This window comes from Dysgonomonas sp. GY75 (genome assembly GCF_015234155.1).
In the GTDB taxonomy this organism is placed as follows: Bacteria; Bacteroidota; Bacteroidia; order Bacteroidales; family Dysgonomonadaceae; genus Dysgonomonas; species Dysgonomonas gadei.
The window spans coordinates 87,317-106,095 of record NZ_JADCLQ010000003.1 but is presented as its reverse complement, the minus strand read 5'-3'; the positions used below and the strand labels follow the sequence as shown (position 1 = coordinate 106,095).

Genomic DNA, 18,779 nt, shown 5'->3' with positions numbered 1-18,779 from the left:
TTTTGTATTTAGATACTATTTTTCAGTCTCGATATATTTATATGTATATTTTGGACTTTGTTGTTGATCTCCGGTGTATACAGATCGTTCGTATCATTGGAGATACATGCTGAAAGATTTGTTATCATCATAATAGAGACTAATACGGTAGCTATCTTTTTCATAATGAGCTTGTTTTTATTTTCCTTATCTCTCTTGCCGGATTACCACCTACTATCATATTATCAGGCACATCTTTAGTCACTACAGCTCCCGCTGCAACGATAGCATTTTCTCCGACCGTAACCCCCGGTAATATAATTGCTGCTGCGCCTATCCAGGCATTACGCTTTATAAGGATAGGTTTTGTATAGACATTGTGCCGTAATCCGGGCTCTTCAGCATGGTTTTCCGTAATTATGTTTACATTCGGTCCGATAAAAACACCGTCTTCCAATGTGATACCTCCTCTGTCCATAAACATACATCCACTGTTGACAAATACTTTTTTACCCAAGCGGATAAATTGACCGAAATCGGTATAAAATGGTGGTACAATCCATGTTGTTTCGTCCAATTGCTGTCCGGTTAGTTCACTGATAATATCACGGGTTTGTTCTTTAGTGTGATAGGACGCATTTAGTAAGCCTGTAATACGCATTCCTCTGAGAAGAGCCTCATATAATTGGGGATATTCGGGGTCATTTTCAAGGATTAAATCCCCTTGTTTCATTCTTGCAAATATATCCATCTTATTTTTTTATCGTTTATAGTCAGATGTCGTTATTTATGTATAATGCAAAATTATGATAGTTAATCCAGGGTATTTTTGCTCAACGGCTCAATGGTTTTTGCTGTCAGGATCATCCTGCTTTTTTATTGATACTTTTTATGGGTAGCTTCCTCATAATAAAAAAGGCAGCAGATTACCTGCTACCTTTTTATATAAACCCGGATCAGCCTTTCTAATTCTTTAAAGAAGCCATATCAATTACAAAACGATATTTAACCTGTCCTTTCTCCAGCCTTTCAAAGGCAGTGTTAACATCCTGTATATTGATAAGTTCTACATCGGCTTTGATGTTATGTTTTGCACAGAAGTCCAATACCTCTTGTGTTTCGGCTATACCTCCGATATTGGAGCCGGAGAAACTTTTCCGTCCTTTTACCACATTAAAGGCACCTATTTCCAATGGCTCGTTAGGTAAGCCTACTATTACCAAAGAACCATCTGTTTTCAGTAAGTTGAGATAAACATTGACGTCATGTTTTGCCGAAACGGTATCCAATATCATATCCTGTTTCGGGCATTTATTCATTTGTTCGGCATTGGAAGAAATGATCACAGCATCTGCCCCCAAACGTTTTGCATCGTCAGCTTTCGATTGAGATGTGGTAAACACTGTAACATAAGCGCCCATTGCTTTGGCAATCTTTATGGCCATATGCCCCAGACCTCCTATGCCTATTATTCCGATATTCTTGTCTGGTGCGGCATTCCAGTGTTTCAACGGAGAATAAACCGTGATGCCGGCGCAGAGGATAGGTGCGGCGCCCGGTAGATCTAAAGTATCGGGTACATGTACAACGTAGTTTTCGTCTACAACAATACTTTCAGAAAACCCGCCATAAGTGACTCCTCCGTGCTTGCTGTCGGGTGAATTGAATACAACTGTCCATCCTTTTTCGCAGAATTGCTCTTCTCCTTCATGGCAATGCTCACATTCGCGGCAACTATCTACAATACAGCCTACACCTGCCAAGTCCCCGACTTTGAATTTAGTTACTTTATTACCTGTTTTTGTAACCCTGCCAACTATTTCATGCCCGGGAACGACCGGATATATAGTACTGCCCCAATCATTATGAATGCTATGTAAATCGGAATGGCAAATACCACAATATAGAATTTCTATTTCTATGTCGTTGGGCGCAACTTCCCTACGCTCTATATTTAAATCTTTTAAAGGTTCTACAGCAGCCTCTGTTCCAAATGCTTTTACTCGTCTTGTACTCATATTCTTTATTTTTTATTTTTATATAACAATATTCAGTATTATTTGGTTTGAGACAAAATTAACAGAAGAACTTTGTGATTCTTTTGCTGAAAGGCTCAGATTTTTTTGCTGAAAGGCTCAGGTATCCTTTTATTTCTTTGGGGAGTATCCAAATTGTTTTTTGAAAGCTGAATAGAAATGAGACAGGTTTTTAAAACCTACCTCAACATACACGTCACTTACTTTTTTATCCTCGTTTTTGAGTTTTTCGTAAGCAACCTGCAGCCTTTTTTGAATAAGCCATTTTTGGGGCGGTACATCACTGATTTTTGTGAAATCCCTTTTAAAAGTTGCCAGGCTACGGCCAGTATAAGACGCTATTTCTTCCATCGAAAGCTCATACATGTAATTTTCGTTCATAAACTCGATAATATCAATCTTCCAGGGTTCGGTAAAGTCGAACAGTATTGGAAAGAATTCCTTACTGGTATTGAGCAGGCAGTATATTCCTTCCTGCAACTTCAACTTTGCCACTTCATCGCTGGGTTTGATTTTGGAATCGAAATAGGGTGTGAGTGATTGAAAAAGGCTTGTAATATCGGGTCTGGGTTTGATCCTGAATACACTTTCGTGAAGTTCGGATACCGATTTTGGAATTTCGCTTTTATGCAGTTTATTGTAAAATTCGCGAAGCAGGTTACGGCGGAAAGTCAGGGAAATCCCCTTATATTGTTCTGTTTCTGTGTGATTTTTATACATCGTGATGCGGTGGTCACGACGAATAAAAGCGCATTCTCCCGGGCGAATAATAGTTTGTTGCCCATTATCATCAATCACATGCTCGCCCGAATAGAGATAAAGCAGCGTATGGTCTTTTGTTGCATGTACACATGTGGTATTGTCGTTGGTATAGCACGACAGAAATATGCCGGAATAATCTAACGTTTCCACTATAACTCTCTGTTCCATATTATCTTTGGTTTTTGCAAATATAACTATTCTTTCGCTCACAAGCTCAATCTTATGGATTGATAGAACTATTTTTATTATCCAAAAATAAAGAAGATAAACCGATTTGTTTTTGCTGTGAAGCTCAAGTGTTTTTGTTCACGGGCTCATCGGGGATTATTGTTTTTTACATGAATGGTGAAGATAATGAGCATTATTATTTAATCTATCAAAGCTCTATTTCATAATCGATATCCATCTGGTTTATAAAATACATGTCGTGCGATACGAGCAATACCGTTCCTCCAAAATCCCGGACTGTAGCAGTGAGTATCTCAATATTCCGGATATCGATGTTGTTTGTCGGTTCGTCCAGGATAAATATATCGGGTGTGTTAGAGGATACCATCAGGCAACTGAGAGCAAGTTTCATTTTTTCACCGCCACTGAGAAGAGCGCACTCTTTATCCCAGGACTGGTAAGAGAAAAGAAAGCGGTTGAGTATCGTTTTTATTTCATGTTCTTGCAGTCCTGTACTAAATTGCTGTATTTGTTCATAAACCGTCAGTCTGTTATTGATGATAGAATATTCCTGATCGAGATACACGTGAGTGAAACCGGCCAGTTCCAATATCCCCTGCTGAGGTAGCAATTGTCCTGTAATTAGTTTCAATAAAGTAGTCTTACCCGATCCGTTACTACCTCGAAGCAATATTCGCTCACCACTCTTTATCTGGAAATTCAGTGGATCCTTCCACAAAGAATTATCATTGTAGCTGAAATTTATATCTTTTGCCGAAACCAGTATTTTTCCCGCATGCAGCCCTGATTCACTGAAATCTGTTCTCATTGCTTTCATATCGGGCATGGATTTTCGTATATCGTTGATATTCTCTCTTAAAGATCCCATCTTCTGTTCATGTGTGCCTTTCTGTTTTGCTGTACTGTTTTCTGCTTTGTTTCGTAATGTGTTGACCACAATACGGGCTATTCCTTTCTGCTCAACATTTTTTTTATTACGAATATCCCGTTTTTGATTTCGTTCCGCTATTTCCCTCGCTGTTTTACGTGCAAGGCGCAGTTCTTTTTCCTGTTCTTCCAGCTTTACCTGCAAAGATAGTACTTCTTGCTCTTTTTGGATTTTATAGAACTCGTAATTTCCTGCATAATAAGTAATTCCATCCTTTCTCAACTCATAGGTTTCCGGCAATAAGTTAAGAAGAGCCCTGTCGTGGCTGATGATAACCATTGCCTTACGGGATGATGTGATGAAATCATACAATTTTCCCCGATAGTGATAATCGAGGTGGTTTGTTGGTTCATCGAACAGGATAAGCCCCGGTTCATGTATGTCTATACCTGCAAGAAACAACCTCGTTTTTTCACCTCCGCTGAGACTATCCAAAGATGCTGTAAGCGGGAGATGTCCCATTCCCCACTGGGATAATGCAGCTTGGGAACGTTCTTCTATTGTCCAGTCATCGTTGAGTAAATAAAAGTTTTGAGAGGAAGCATCGTTATTGAGAATTGCATGCAGAGCTCTTAACTTACTGTCTATTCGCAACGCCTGAGCCACAGTCATCTGGTTATACTGCCCAAAATGCTGTGGTATATAGTATGGATCAGACGAACAGATTATTTCGCCCGATGAAGGCTTTAAATCTCCTTTCAGCAAATGCATTAAAGTCGATTTGCCAGAACCGTTATCTCCTATCAGAGCTATTTTCTGCCCTTTAGTTAATGAAAAACTGACACCCTGAAAAAGAACTTCTTTATCAGGATGTGTATATGTTAATTGTTGTACGGAAATACACATGATAGATATAATTTTAAAATATTGAAAACTTGGATATCCCGAACACGGCATAATTAATGCCAGTACAGAGTGCCAGAAATGATATCCGTCTTACATACCGGATAGAAGCATTGTATTTGCTTTGCTGATTTAAGAATTACATGTTGGTATAAAAAATGACAGAAGAACAGATATTAAAAATATACTGTATAGTCAATTAAACAATTGAGAAATAAACCTGTGTATGGTAAAAGTTTTTTTACATTCTCATCGGAGTGTTTTTATTGTTCGGGGTAAAAGTAGTAAATGTTATCGATAAAGGCAATATATTTACAATCTTTTGTTTCGACCAATCACATTCTGTTGTGAAAACTTTTCGCTAAAAGTCTTTTGTTTTAACCAAAATATACTATCTTTGCACTCGCTAAAAGCAAAAAGGATGGTCCCGTAGCTCAGCTGGATAGAGCAACAGCCTTCTAAGCTGTGGGTCAAGCGTTCGAATCGCTTCGGGATCACTTATATCGTAAATTAAATAGCTGCAAACAAATTGTTTGTAGCTATTTTTTATTTTATGCTTGCATGACATTTACTCAACACATCTATTTTTTACTCCTATGAATTTATTTTTTCGCTACTATCCTTACATGCCGAATATATGGGGGAACAGATAAGTACGGAGATTGAGATGGTAAAGTCTGTAAATAGTAGAAGTTGTGTGAATATTGCGGGATAGATTATTATCTTTAAACCTTGTAAAAAGTATTTCAAACTAATTATAACAAAGAGTTCTCTAGTTATGGAAAATGAGCAAAGTAAACTTAATATTGAATTTTCTTATCTGCCTGTTGTAAACTTTGCCATGCAACAGAATCGGGTATCTGTTATACGTGATTTTTCGATAGAAAACCTGACAGAAGAAATACTAAAGGATTTAAGGATAGAGTTAACTGCAGATCCCGGCTTCGCAACGGCTATTCCTATATCCGTAGAAATAATCAATGCAAAAGAAAAGATAAGAGTCGAAATACCTAAGTTAAATCTCTCTGCCGGTTACTTTGCCCAACTTACAGAACGCATATCCGGAGATATATCGCTAAAGATATATTCAAAAGAGGAACTCCTGTTTGAAGAAAAATACCCTATCAATGTTTTGGCTTACGATCAGTGGGGAGGTATTGCTGTTTTACCGGAAATGTTATCTGCATTTGTTACGCCAAATCATCCGGCAGCACTACCTGTAATCAAACGGGCGGCAATTATCCTGGAACAATGGACAGGTAGCCCGTCATTGGACGAATACCAAAGCCGAAATCCCGATAGAGTACAAAAACAAATGGCTGCCATATATACAGCCATTGCCGAACAGGAAATTATATACAGCACTGTACCCGCTAGTTTTGAAGACTACGGACAACGAATCCGACTTGTAGATTCAGTGATGACTCAAAAACTGGGTACTTGCCTTGATATGGCCTTGCTATATGCCTCATGCCTGGAAGCAATCGGGATACACCCGCTTATTATAGTGGTTAACGGACATGCATTCGCAGGAGGATGGCTTGTACCGGAAACATCTCCCGACAGTGTGATTGAGGATGTCTCTCTGATTAATAAGAGAATAGCTGACGGTATTAATGATATCACACTAGTCGAGACCACCTGCATGAATATGGGACAAAATATCGATTTCGATCAGGCTGTAAAAATTGCCAACAAGTGTATTTCACAACCCGGTTTCATATTAGCTATAGATATAAAGAGGACTCGTTTTTCAGGAATTAAACCAATTCCGCAACGAATATTGAATGGGCAACATTGGGAAATAAAAGAAGAAGTATTGCCCGTCTCAGACAGGTCACAAGCAACACCTCAAACTATAAATCCTTACGATTTGTCAGGAATAAGTTCAGAGGTTGTTGTTACCAAACAGTTACTGTGGGAGCGCAAACTCCTCGATTTAAGCCTGCGGAATAATCTCCTGAATATAAGGATTACAAAGAATACATTGCAACTCATTTCTGCTAATCTCGATTTATTCGAAGATGCGTTAGCCGATGGAGAAGAATTTAGAATAATGCATAAACCCACCGATTGGGACAATCCATTGTTTGATTATGGACTTTACAAATCAGTTTCAGATGCCGATCCTATAACAGACCTGATAAAATCTGAATTGACGCAAAAACGGCTTCGCTCTTATCTGACCGAAAACGAACTGGGCAAAGCCCTTACGTACTTGTACCGTTCGTCACGTACAGCCATGGAGGAGAACGGGGCTAATACGTTGTATATAGCCTTAGGTTTATTGAAATGGTACGAAACAAAATCGAGTGAGCGTCCGCGCTATGCACCAATACTGCTTATCCCTGTCGAAATAATACGTAAATCGGCAGCAAAAGGCTATGTAATACGTTCCAGAGAGGAAGAAACAATGATGAACATTACATTGTTGGAAATGCTTCGCCAGAATTTCAATATTACTATTTCAGGATTAGACCCTCTGCCCGTGGATGATAGTGGTGTGAATGTTAAACTCATTTATTCAATTATTAGAAACAGCATAAAAAATCAGCCAAAATGGGATGTGGAGGAACAAGCAATTTTAGGACTGTTCTCTTTCAATAAGTTTATCATGTGGAACGACATTCATAATAATTCTCATAAGCTTATTGAGAATAATGTTGTTTCCAGCCTTATGAACGGTAAGATAGAATGGAACGTTGAGGAGTGTGAAGTTGATGCTAAAACACTGGATAGCACGATTCCTCCCGACGAGATAGTTTTGCCGATCAGTGCCGACTCTTCGCAGTTGGAGGCCATTTGGGAAGCATCCGAAGGCCGAAATTTCATCTTACATGGCCCTCCCGGAACAGGGAAGTCGCAAACAATTACGAATCTCATAGCTAATGCTTTATATAAAGGTAAACGAGTTTTGTTTGTTGCTGAAAAGATGGCGGCATTGTCGGTAGTTCAACGCCGTCTCGAAGCTATCGGTTTAGCTCCCTTTTGCTTGGAATTACATTCTAACAAGACAAAAAAGGGGATGATCCTTTCGCAGCTAAAAGAAACAACTGAGATCGTAAAGACTACACCTCCTGAAAATTTTAAGCAGGAAGCTGAGCGTATTTTTGCCTTGCGCACTGAAATGAATAAGTATATCGAGGCTTTGCACAAGGTATATCCGTTCGGCATTTCGCTTTACGATGCTATTGTAAAATATCAACAAATAGATACTGATCCTCTATTTAATATACCCGAAGTACTTTTATCTGAACTGGATAAAAACAGGCTTCAACAATGGCATGAAACAATAGAGCAGCTGATATCCACAGCGAATGCTTGCGGGCATCCGTATAAGCATCCTTTGACAGGTATTACTATCGGACAATACTCGTCCACAATCAAAGACGAAGCGTCAAAAAGCATTCAAGGTCTGATCAGCCTTATATCAGATATTCGAAAGCAGCTCGATCAATTACCGGGTCTATTTGCAGAATTTGATGTCTACAAGGATAAGCAGAATACAAGAACTGTAACAAACATAATTGATAAGCTACTAAATATACCGGAACTTACTTCTGCGTTACTTATATCACCTCAACTAAGCGAGATTTTAGACGAATACAGCGATGTGTGCGAGCATGGAAAAAACAGAGATCGCTTAAAACAAAGCTTACTCTCGAGATTCTCGGAAGGAGTATTGTCTCTTGATGCCAGGAAAATGCTGTTCGACTGGAATCAGACCTTAAATAAATGGTTTATCCCTAAATTTTTCGGACAGAGATCTATAAAGAAGCAACTTATAATATATGCAACCTGTCAATTAAGCAAAGATCAAATATCATCAACTTTAGAGGATATAATCGAATATCAATCGGAACAAACCTATTTGAAAAAATATGAGGAAGATATGCCTCTGTACTTTAAGAAGTATGGACGTAATGGTAACGAAGATTGGAAAACAATACAACAGATTATTACAGACACTTCAATTATTAATTCATTAATACTGGAACATACAAAAGATATATCCAAAGCCATAAATATAAAGCGTGTGTTATCTCTACAGTTATCAGACGGGATCAATACATTCAGGGGAATGCATGGTGAAGCACTGATTACAATAAACAATCTGATACCGAAGCTAGATCAGCAAGAACAACTGTTATATAGTGTATTGGGAACAAGTGAAGATGTTTTGTACAAACAATCGAACAACTGGATAGATTCTGTTTTGGAGCAGCTTAACATTTGGTACGATAATCTGGATAAACTTAAAGACTGGTATCAATGGTTACTTGTCTATAACAAGATGCAAGCTCTGCAAATAGGTTTTATCGCCGATCAATACAAAAATGACAACATTGAAACAGCCAATCTTCTGAATATATTCTATAAAAGCTTTTACAAAGTTGTAGTCGAATATATTATCTCCAAAGAGCCAAATCTGCAACTGTTTAAAGGGAAAATATTCAATGATACAATAGAAAAATACAAAAGGCTGGTTGCCGACTTTGAACAATTGACACGAAAAGAGTTGGTAGCTAAGCTAGCGGCTAACCTTCCATCTTTTACAAGAGAAGCAACTCAAAACTCGGAAGTAGGTATTCTGCAACGAAACATCAGGAACAATGCCCGTGGCATTTCTATTCGCAGATTATTTGATCTTATACCGACTCTGCTGCCAAGGATGTGCCCGTGTATGTTGATGAGTCCTATATCTGTTGCTCAGTATATAGACGTGGATGCAGATAAATTTGACCTTATAGTATTTGATGAAGCATCACAGATGCCGACTTATGAAGCGGTGGGAGCTATTGCCCGAGGGAAAAATGTAGTGATAGTCGGTGACCCGAAACAAATGCCTCCAACTAATTTCTTTTCTGTAAATTCTACAGACGAAGACAATATTGAAATGGAAGATCTGGAAAGTATTCTGGACGACTGCTTAGCTCTTTCTATGCCATCCAAATATTTACTCTGGCACTACCGGAGTAAGCATGAAAGTTTGATTGCTTTTAGTAATTCGGAATATTATGATAATAAACTATTGACATTCCCTTCACCTGATAATATTGAATCTAAGGTCAGGTTTGTTCCTATTGACGGGCATTATGACAAGGGTAAGTCCCGGCAAAATAAAGCGGAAGCACAAGCTATTGTAGACGAAATAGTAAGAAGGCTGAAAGATGAGAAACTGAGAAAAAGAAGCATCGGTGTCGTTACATTCAGTTCAGTGCAACAATCTCTTATAGAGGATTTACTGTCGGATGTTTTCTTGTTCAATTCTCAGTTGGAGAGTCTGGCATTAGAATGTGAAGAGCCTATATTTATCAAGAATCTGGAAAATGTACAAGGAGACGAAAGAGATGTTATTCTGTTTTCGGTAGGATATGGCCCGGATAAGGATGGGCGGATAAGTATGAATTTCGGTCCTCTCAATAGAGAGGGGGGAGAGCGCAGGCTGAATGTAGCCGTATCGAGAGCCAGATACGAAATGATAATATATTCTACTTTACGCTCCGATCAAATTGACCTTAACCGGACAGGTGCAGTCGGTGTTGCGGGACTTAAACGTTTCTTGGAATATGCCGAAAAAGGAGGGCAAATAGCAAATAGAACGCAAAATACAGTTGCTGAATATTCAATAAACAATCTGATAGCCAGCCAACTCGAAAAATTAGGATACAAAGTCGATACGAATATCGGTTGCTCAGGCTATAGAATAGATATTGGCATTGTAGATAAGGATAATCCGTCCAGATATAGACTTGGTATTATATGTGACGGGGAGAATTACAGACGGGCCAAAATGGTTCGGGATAGGGAAATCGTACAGAATAGCGTACTAAGAATGCTTGGATGGAAAATACTTAAGATATGGACTTTAGACTGGTGGGAGAATCCCGATGCGGTTTTGGCGGCTATAGAGGAAGCTTTGATTGCCAAAGAAACAGATGTTGTTGATATAGAAGTTATAACTCCGCAAAAAAATGTAGAGACGGAAAGTGAGATGACAATGGATATATCATCTCCGGCCGAACTTGTTGAGAATAATATATCATCCTACCGGATATCAGCATTAATGCCTTCTCCATATGGCGGTGAGGAGTTCTTCTATCCGGGACACAGGGCAGTCATACTGAATCAGATCAAGGAAGTCATGGAGACAGAAGCACCCATAAGCAAATCGTTGCTTTGTAAAAGAGTACTTGCGGCATGGGGTATTTCAAGATTAGGACAGCGTTTAGACGGTTATCTTAATGAACTGTTGCTGTCTACTCCTTTTTATGTGTCACATTATGAGGATTTATCTTTCTATTGGTTGAATGAAGAGCAATATATGGAATATGATCTTTTCCGAACAGGATTGAGAGATGCTGTTGATCTTCCACCCGAAGAAGTAGCCAATGCGATGAAGCATATACTGACAGATGAGATAAGTTTACCCACAACAGATTTATCAAGGTTATCAGCCCAGCTTTTGGGTTTTTCCCGGGGTGGATCGAATGTTGATGCCGCAATGCATCGGGGGATAGTTAAAGCTATGGATAAAGGCTGTTTGAAAGTAGAAAATGGACGTGCGGTAATAATATAGTCTATACCTTTTTTAAGGCGGCAATAGACTTTTTTACATATTCATTATCAGGCTCTACCATAAGCCAGAAATTGAGATAGCCCATTAACCGTTTCATATAAGAAGGGTCGGTTGAACTAATAAATCGTTGATGTTCAGCCAGACCCTTTGTTAAAATATAATGAACATTTTTTCTTACTTCACGCTTCTTTGCTTTGGGAATCATTAGCTTTTCGCCTGAACTAACGGAAATGCCGGTAACAATCTTTCGCTTCTTCTCTGTCAGGAAACGGGTCTTTTTTCGTTGCAATACAAACTTTTCTTCCCTTATTATACGATCAATTTCGGATAGGGTAAGTTCAAAAGAGATATTTTCTCCTGAAAAGGTTAAATCATCAGCATAGCGGGTATATGTCAGATTACTTTTTTCGGCAACAGAAGCCAGTTTCATATCCATATCATATGCAATAATATTGCTAAGGGTGGGGCTGGTTACTGCACCTTGAGGAAGTTTATTTTCAAGAGTACATAATTCTGCCAATATCTGTGATATATTAGCAGGATATCCGATTCTTCGAAATGCTTTTATTATTCTGTGCTTTTTTATTGAACCGAAGAAGTCGGTAATATCGGCTTTTAATATTTGTTTATTCCCTAAATGGGTTTTTGCATTATGCGTAACAGAGATGTTTTGACGAAATCCCATGCTTGCAGGATGCACATTTACAGAGAGTAATATACGTTTATAGATTATTTTTTGAACATTCAGCAAGGTTGCATCAGGTGCCGATATTGTACGATACCCCCCACTTCTTTTACCCAGTTTGAAGTGAGAGTAATGGTCAGAAGTATCTTTTAATATCCCGATCAACGTATTTTTATCAATAATTAAAAAGTTTGCACACCAGGTTATGGCTCCATCATCGAAAGGTAAAGGTTCGGAAAATATACGGGCGAAGATACTTTGCCTTTTGGCTTTTTTCTCTGTATTGCTTTTCTTTTTATGTAAAAATGAGAAAATAGATTTTTTATTATTTTCCTTTTTCGTTTCTCCTCTATCGTAGTTATCTGCGTTACGATTATAGCCACTTGTATTTCTGTTGTAGTCGTCTTTTCCTCCTGAGTTAAAGAGTTTGTAAAGCAACCATAATCCCAAAGCTATAATAAGTATGACTAAGATTGTATTCATCGTTTAAATAAAAAGAGGATGAGCGTTTACTTTCAGTAATACTTTGATTTATACCTAAGAATCTGAAAGGTTCAGGTAATAAATCAAAGTATTACTGAACCTCAGAAAAGGCATGAACCAATGAGGCGACTACACCTCTTTTTTGCTAAATCTTTTACTCATCCTCTTTTACAAAAATAGTTATTTTTATCAGATATTAGTTGTAAAGAATAGGAAGGCGTTAAAATATATGGATTTATTTTATGAAAGGATTTAATGAAAACATCCGATATAACTATGTATAGGTTTCTAAGGTTCAAAGCTAGATAATAAGAGATTTTTTTATTAGAAATGCAGACTCATAAATATCTCGTTTCATCTTAATATTCTAGGTTCCTTTTTATTATAAATACATAATTTCTGATTTAGGGTGACATCAGAACCATATTAATTTTCAATTTTAACATTTAAACGGATAATATCATTTACTATAATACGACTTTATCTCATCCTACTTTTTCAAAATAATCCTTTAACTTTGCTTTATATTTATATCTAATGAATAATTATTCTTTGCAACTATAACGGGAGTTGAAAGATTGGTATTATTGGCAATAAGCAATAAGGACGAAAAATCTTGGGCTTCTTTATATGAATATTATTATGCTGCATTGTGCTCGTATGTTACAAGGATTCTTGAAAATTCAGACCATGCAGAGGATATTGTACAGGATATATTCGTCTCGCTATGGAATTCCGAAAAAACATTCTCAAATATCAAAGAACCCACTGCCTACTTGTATAAATCCTGCTATAATAATGCATTGATATATCTACGGAACAATAAGACACGCAAGAATATTTTAGATACTTTGGGCAAAGAGTTGGAATCTGTGGAGGAAGACTATTATATCGCCACCATACGGGAGGAAGTCATACGCCAATTATATACTCATATAAAAGCACTGCCTGCCGAACAAAAGCGGGTTATTATGCTGCGTATAGAAGGCTATTCATGGAATGTAATTTCCGAAATGCTCAATATTAGCCTGAATACAGTAAAAACACACAGAGCCCGCGGCCTTAAATTTTTAAGAGAGAAACTTAAAAATACACCATATATTTTCCTTTTGTACTTTTTATAATTTCGGATGTCAAAGATATAGATTCTGAAAAATTTAGAGGACTCTCTCAATAGCTGGATCCGATTTATAATTTTATCAACAAAAAAAGAGAAGATTGTGAAATCTGCTTCCACTATTCTGTTTTACCTGAGAAAGAATCGAGTAAACGAAAATGGGCAGACTCCTGTCATGAGCCATATTGCCATTAAGATGCCTTTTTTCATCGATCATGTGAATAAATCAAAGCCGTCGGGTCATGTGACCCGACGGCTTTGATTTATTGGGGAAGAAATGTTGTAAGACCTTTTCGGTCAGTGGCAAAACCTACTTTCCCGAAGTATTAGGGTAGATCTGTAATCGTTTGCTTCAGATTGGGATGAGAGCATTGTCTCAGGTTCTTCACCAAGGCTGATAGTCACCTGTGTGCGGTCAGACACACAGGCATACCAGCAAGAGCATTATCGCTATCAATTTTTCAAATCTTAGTTTCGTAATTTATTCGTTTGTTGTTATTATTTAATAAAGTATTTATTCTTAATCAGCAGATACTCGTATGTTTCATTCAGGGTAACCGCATTAGAATTGTTGTATAGTATTATTATTTTTTCATCGGATTCCCGGTACCTAAGTTCATTAAGTCAGGATTTACCGGAATGTAGCATGGGATGGCGTTCACCAGATAATTTTCAACAAACCCGCCACAGGCTGCGTCCGTTACAGTCCTTCTAAGATATTTGAAACTATAAGATCCGGCTGTGTCAGCTGGCCCTGTAACGGTAAGAGTAGACGTCGTCATATATGTATACCAGGTTGTACCGTTACTGCTGTATTCCCATTTGTATGTATAATTTCCACTACCGCCGGTTACAGCCTCTCCCAAAGTCAAGCTTGCCTTTGGACATATCTCGAATGTCTGGTTTGCCAGCCCCGGATCCGTTATACTAATAGGATCGTAAACCGAGATATAAATACTGTCTGTTACCGGCGATCCACAATGCTCAGCTTCAACGGACACTTTGTACCAGCCTGCTTTTGAACTGTTAGCGCCTGAAATCACCTGAGTCTGGCCATCAATAGTTGTTCCGTCTGGATATGTCCAATGATAGTCCGTTATCCCTAAAGTGAGGCATCTGAGCTTGATATCTTCACCATAGCAAACCGGGTTAGATTCGGCATATACAAGCTTTGCGGTTTCCAGATTAGCCACAGTTACCGGTTGTGCAAATGAATTTCCGCAATCGTCAGTTACGTGCACAGAATAAGTTGAACCGGGAGTACCATAATTGTATACCACACGGCCGGAAGATTTCTGAGGGCCTTGCAACTGGGTTGTGTCGTTTTCGTCCCACAATTCGTAAGTATATGGCGCTACGCCGTTTACAGCTTGCAGTATTATGATACCTACATTACTGCCGACGCAGGCATAAGCTGACGTTCTGGTATTATCCAATTCCATTGGCGGGGCGGTATAGACGATGGTTTGGCCCGTCAAGTCGCATACGCCTTCAGTGTCATTTGTAACGACAGATAAGGTATAAGTTCCTGCTGCTGAAAGTGTGATTTTGCCTCCGTTAGCAACGATATTCTTGTCGTAACCGTCTGGCCCGGCTGATAAACGGAAGTTAGCCGTTATCTCATTTTCCATATAAGTCAACGTTCCAGAAGGAATTATATTCATTCCATCACATGTCTTTTCTGTTGTGTATGTAAAATTCTTCACATCATACGTACCCGGAAGATAAGTGGTCATTGAGTACGGCGTACCGCAACCATAATCAGCGGTAATTGTATAATTTCCCGGAGGAATAACAACGCCATAAATATAAAAAGAATAATCACTCGAAGTCTGTGGATATGTTTTTGTTCCGAATGAAGAGGGACCGGTTATCGTAATCACAGTACCGGCAGGCCACTGACGGGAAGATGACCCGGTGCTTACATACAGCGAACCCCGGTTTATAATACATCCCTCGTAATAATCATATTCGTATATGGATAGATTCAGGGTAGGTAGTGTATTCGCTACGGTTTTGGGATAAGAACTTGTATATACATTTCCGTTCACTATTCTACCAGGATATGTAAAATTGAATGTATATGCCTTATCATACTCGAGAGGAGGAGAATAACTAGAGGCGGCTGCCGATGAATATATGGTATCTAAAGCTACGGTAGTTCCTCCGGAATCCTTTATATCTACATATACCGGATAGCAATATAGATAATCCCTGTCATAGTAATTTTCCCATGTGTCACAATATTTGTTGTCGGAATATGTATAGGATGCAATGTTTGGGAAAGAGTATGAAACATTAGAAGAGTATATTGTTCCCGCTTTATCTGTAAAAGAAACGGCATAGCTGGTGTTATACTCAAGAGAAACAGAGTCTACTATTTGAGTAGGATTTGTTATACCGCTTTGTTCTATCAATACATCACCGGTACTATTATTTACAACCTTGTATGTTATCGGATAGCAGTAGACACTTGTATATGAGGTAGTGGGCCTTCTCCGGAATCTTACATAATCGCAATAATCCCTCTGTCCTGTAGAAGTACCGCTCGGTTTGTATATATATACGTCATATCGTTCCCGCACTGTAGGACAGTTTTTAACTCTGAAATAGACCGACATTTTGTTGGGTGAACTGTAGAATTCGGATATTTGGTGCGATCCCAGATCCAATATGGGATTAGTGCTTGTCCATGCTGTCCACTGCTCCGGCTCTCCACCCAGTGGAGCTGCGCCTATTTCATATAGTCCTTCTCTGTAATACTGATAAAGATCGGCATTCGATGTAGCAGAAGTAACCGCCTCTAAACTTAATCTTATTAATGCACAATCCTGATTATCGCCTAAATAGGGATAAATATCGGAATAACTCATGGTCGTAGATGTACCGTTTGGATTAGGGACATCTGTCAATTCACCCAAGGTAAAACTTCGGGATGCAGTATAACATCCGTCATTAATTTCTATTGTATAATTGCCTGCCGGATACAATCCGTCGAGCGTGTATGTATAACCGGCCGACAGAGATCCACCCGAATTTCGGGTAACGGATACTGTCTGTGGAGTACTGATTCCCGTAGGGGCAGAGGTTATAGTAAACACAGGCGTAGTTGTTTGGTTACCATTTTTCATGCTCATCACAATTCTTCCGGTCACACATCCGGCATACGAGCTGCGTGAAACCGAAGTCGGTGCTGTAGTAGTAGATGTTACTCCTGTTGCGACAAATGAAAGTTCAGGCACCTGATAAGTACCGCCTACCACTACGTTCGTCTTGGTTTTCACCACGCTGTATTGCCCCTGGATATCACAGAATGCACTTACCGTAACCGTATAGGAACCCGCCGGTATGCCGGACAACACGTTATTAGCTGTAGGCAGCAGAAAAAATCCTCCGCTAACGGTCGACTCCAGCGAATACTGGACATTAAAAAGCCCTGTGGCGTCGGCTCCTGTAAGCGTTACGGTTACCGTACCGTTACTTTGGCAGGTAGAGGGCGTTACAACCGTGTTTACCGTAAAGTTATCACATGTTGTTTGAGCCTGCAGAACCATACCAAAAATCGATATTATAAACAATATCGAATATATTAGTTTCCTCATTTGTTTATCTCTTTATTGTTTGATCAGTATCATTTCATATACCCCTTCCAGTGTCTGGTTAGGATAATTTGAAGTGCCGTAAATAGTTTTATTAAAAACAATCGTTATAGAATTTCCCTGTTCCAGAATAGTATATTTTGGAAAAAAATAATTGTCGGAAAACTGGTCCTTTTTATCTGGAACTTCATTCTCCGCGTCTCTCTTTTCCAGGGTATTTTCTCCGGTAATCATGTAGGTATACCCATTATTCAACAAGGTAAATTCAACTATTTGCCCATTGGCTATGGTGGCTTTGGAAAACACCGGTTGCGGGGGAAAATCCCAGTTTTGAGTTATTACCTGAAGCGAGTCCGTAAAAACTTTGGTAAAGACCGGAGCCTTACTGCGGAAGTCCTTAGCTGTTATCACCGCCTGTGAAAATTTATATTCTCCGGATATGTGTTGCGAATTCTGGGAAAAAACATTGGCACAGGCGATGATATATATCATGAATATGACGATTTTTTTCTTCATCTTTTTAGATATTTGATTTTGGTACAACTATGATTTTTTTTCAAATTCTTATTTTTCGGAGAATAAAATATTCATAAAAGTTTTTTCAGAGATGGTATATCCCGAAGCAAGCCGATAGGTTAACATACCAGTTGTACTTACTGCTACATTTGTGAAAACTGCATTATCGAAATAAACAATATAGTAATCCAACTGATTAGCATTAAATACTTTCAGTGTGGGGGCGTTTGTGCTCTTTGCTGATGTAGCCGAAGAGGATAGTCCGTATTGTTCACTATACAGATTGTATAAATTTACGGTGAAAGTGCTTCCACTATACGTATAATTGCTGTTAGGCAATGTAGCCGGATCCGTAGGCAGGATAATTGAAGGCATGTAAAATTGATTTTTACCACTGCTTCTTACCCATCTTGTTCCATCATTGATATAGTAACCGGGAGTCACATCTCCTGTGGTGGCAGTATTGTACACCGTCATCCCGGCAACATGGGCCGATAGGGGAGAAAATGAAGTTGTTGACGAAAGGGTTACGCGCGGCAACAGTAAGCCTTTGGTAGACGAGCCTCCGGCTGTTTCCTTCAGGTCGAGAATAGCGTTCATGTTAGGTTCTTCGCCAGAGCCGATAGTTACCTGTGCGTGTGAAGTCACAGACAGGCATACCAGCAAGGACATAATCGCTATTAATTTTTCAAATCTTAGTTTCATAATTCATTAGTTTGTTGTAATTCTTTAGTAAAGTATTTGTTCTTAATTTTGCAGATCCTTGTATGCTTTATCAAAATGTAATTATTCTGCATATTCTTTTAGTATTGGGATATCTGCACGAACGGATACACATTGGTGTATCTCCGCTTCCTGATATATCCCGGCTGATAATCTGGTTGTTTTCTGGGTTTGCAATTTGTGATTGTCTTTAAATTTATTGTCTGTTTGTATAAAAACGGTAATCTGTTACCGGTATATTTCTATTGTTGTGTATTAATAAAGTTATTTGTGTAATAATTTATATTCAAAGAATTGCTAATTTTACAAGAGAGTTGAAATAATTACCTACATACTTCC

The 18,779-nt window shown here is 38.6% G+C and carries 11 protein-coding genes and 1 tRNA gene; 3 read left to right on the top strand and 9 right to left on the bottom strand.

Annotated elements, in window-relative coordinates; translation table 11 throughout:
* Window positions 1-8 precede the first annotated feature (8 nt).
* The 5 genes from IR083_RS01735 to IR083_RS01715 all read right to left on the bottom strand — a co-directional run bounded on the left by IR083_RS01735 (window position 9) and on the right by IR083_RS01715 (window position 4,740).
* Window positions 9-164, bottom strand: coding sequence for a hypothetical protein (locus IR083_RS01735; protein WP_194223008.1), 156 nt, complete (start codon window positions 162-164; stop codon window positions 9-11).
* Window positions 161-730, bottom strand: coding sequence for a sugar O-acetyltransferase (locus IR083_RS24880; RefSeq protein ID WP_006797952.1), 570 nt, complete (start codon window positions 728-730; stop codon window positions 161-163). Before IR083_RS24880 ends, IR083_RS01735 begins: the two co-directional genes overlap by 4 nt.
* Window positions 731-944: 214 nt before the next feature.
* Entirely contained in the window at window positions 945-1,997 is a 1,053-nt protein-coding gene (locus IR083_RS01725) for an NAD(P)-dependent alcohol dehydrogenase (protein ID WP_194223007.1), read from the bottom strand.
* A gap of 129 nt (window positions 1,998-2,126) precedes the next feature.
* Window positions 2,127-2,945 (bottom strand): helix-turn-helix domain-containing protein, encoded by an 819-nt coding sequence (locus IR083_RS01720; protein WP_006797954.1) that lies wholly within the window; start codon window positions 2,943-2,945, stop codon window positions 2,127-2,129.
* 208 nt (window positions 2,946-3,153) lie between these two features.
* Complete coding sequence (locus IR083_RS01715) at window positions 3,154-4,740, bottom strand: ABC-F family ATP-binding cassette domain-containing protein (RefSeq protein WP_194223006.1); 1,587 nt, start codon at window positions 4,738-4,740, stop codon at window positions 3,154-3,156.
* 420 nt (window positions 4,741-5,160) lie between these two features.
* Here IR083_RS01715 and IR083_RS01710 point away from each other — a divergent pair.
* Together IR083_RS01710 and IR083_RS01705 are read left to right on the top strand one after the other, a co-directional pair.
* Window positions 5,161-5,234 (top strand) — tRNA-Arg (locus IR083_RS01710).
* 281 nt (window positions 5,235-5,515) lie between these two features.
* Window positions 5,516-11,317: a DUF3320 domain-containing protein gene (locus tag IR083_RS01705; RefSeq protein ID WP_194223005.1), complete on the top strand. Its 5,802-nt coding sequence runs from the start codon at window positions 5,516-5,518 to the stop codon at window positions 11,315-11,317.
* Between the two features lies 1 nt (window position 11,318).
* Here the strand turns inward: IR083_RS01705 and IR083_RS01700 are convergent, their stop codons facing one another.
* A complete protein-coding gene (locus IR083_RS01700) occupies window positions 11,319-12,485 on the bottom strand; it encodes a retron St85 family RNA-directed DNA polymerase (protein WP_194223004.1) in 1,167 nt (388 codons plus the stop codon).
* Window positions 12,486-13,063: 578 nt separating this feature from the next.
* Between IR083_RS01700 and IR083_RS01695 the strand changes: the two genes are divergently transcribed.
* On the top strand, window positions 13,064-13,609 hold the full coding sequence (locus IR083_RS01695; protein WP_006797958.1) for an RNA polymerase sigma factor: 546 nt from the start codon (window positions 13,064-13,066) through the stop codon (window positions 13,607-13,609).
* A 577-nt stretch (window positions 13,610-14,186) separates the two neighbouring features.
* Here IR083_RS01695 and IR083_RS01690 read toward each other — a convergent pair.
* From IR083_RS01690 to IR083_RS01680, 3 genes are read right to left on the bottom strand one after another with little or no spacing between them, the layout of a single operon-like run.
* A complete protein-coding gene (locus tag IR083_RS01690) occupies window positions 14,187-17,204 on the bottom strand; it encodes a hypothetical protein (RefSeq protein ID WP_194223003.1) in 3,018 nt (1,005 codons plus the stop codon).
* A 12-nt stretch (window positions 17,205-17,216) separates the two neighbouring features.
* Entirely contained in the window at window positions 17,217-17,717 is a 501-nt protein-coding gene (locus IR083_RS01685; protein ID WP_194223002.1) for a hypothetical protein, read from the bottom strand.
* Window positions 17,718-17,765: 48 nt separating this feature from the next.
* Entirely contained in the window at window positions 17,766-18,422 is a 657-nt protein-coding gene (locus tag IR083_RS01680) for a hypothetical protein (protein WP_194223001.1), read from the bottom strand.
* Window positions 18,423-18,779: the final 357 nt, after the last annotated feature.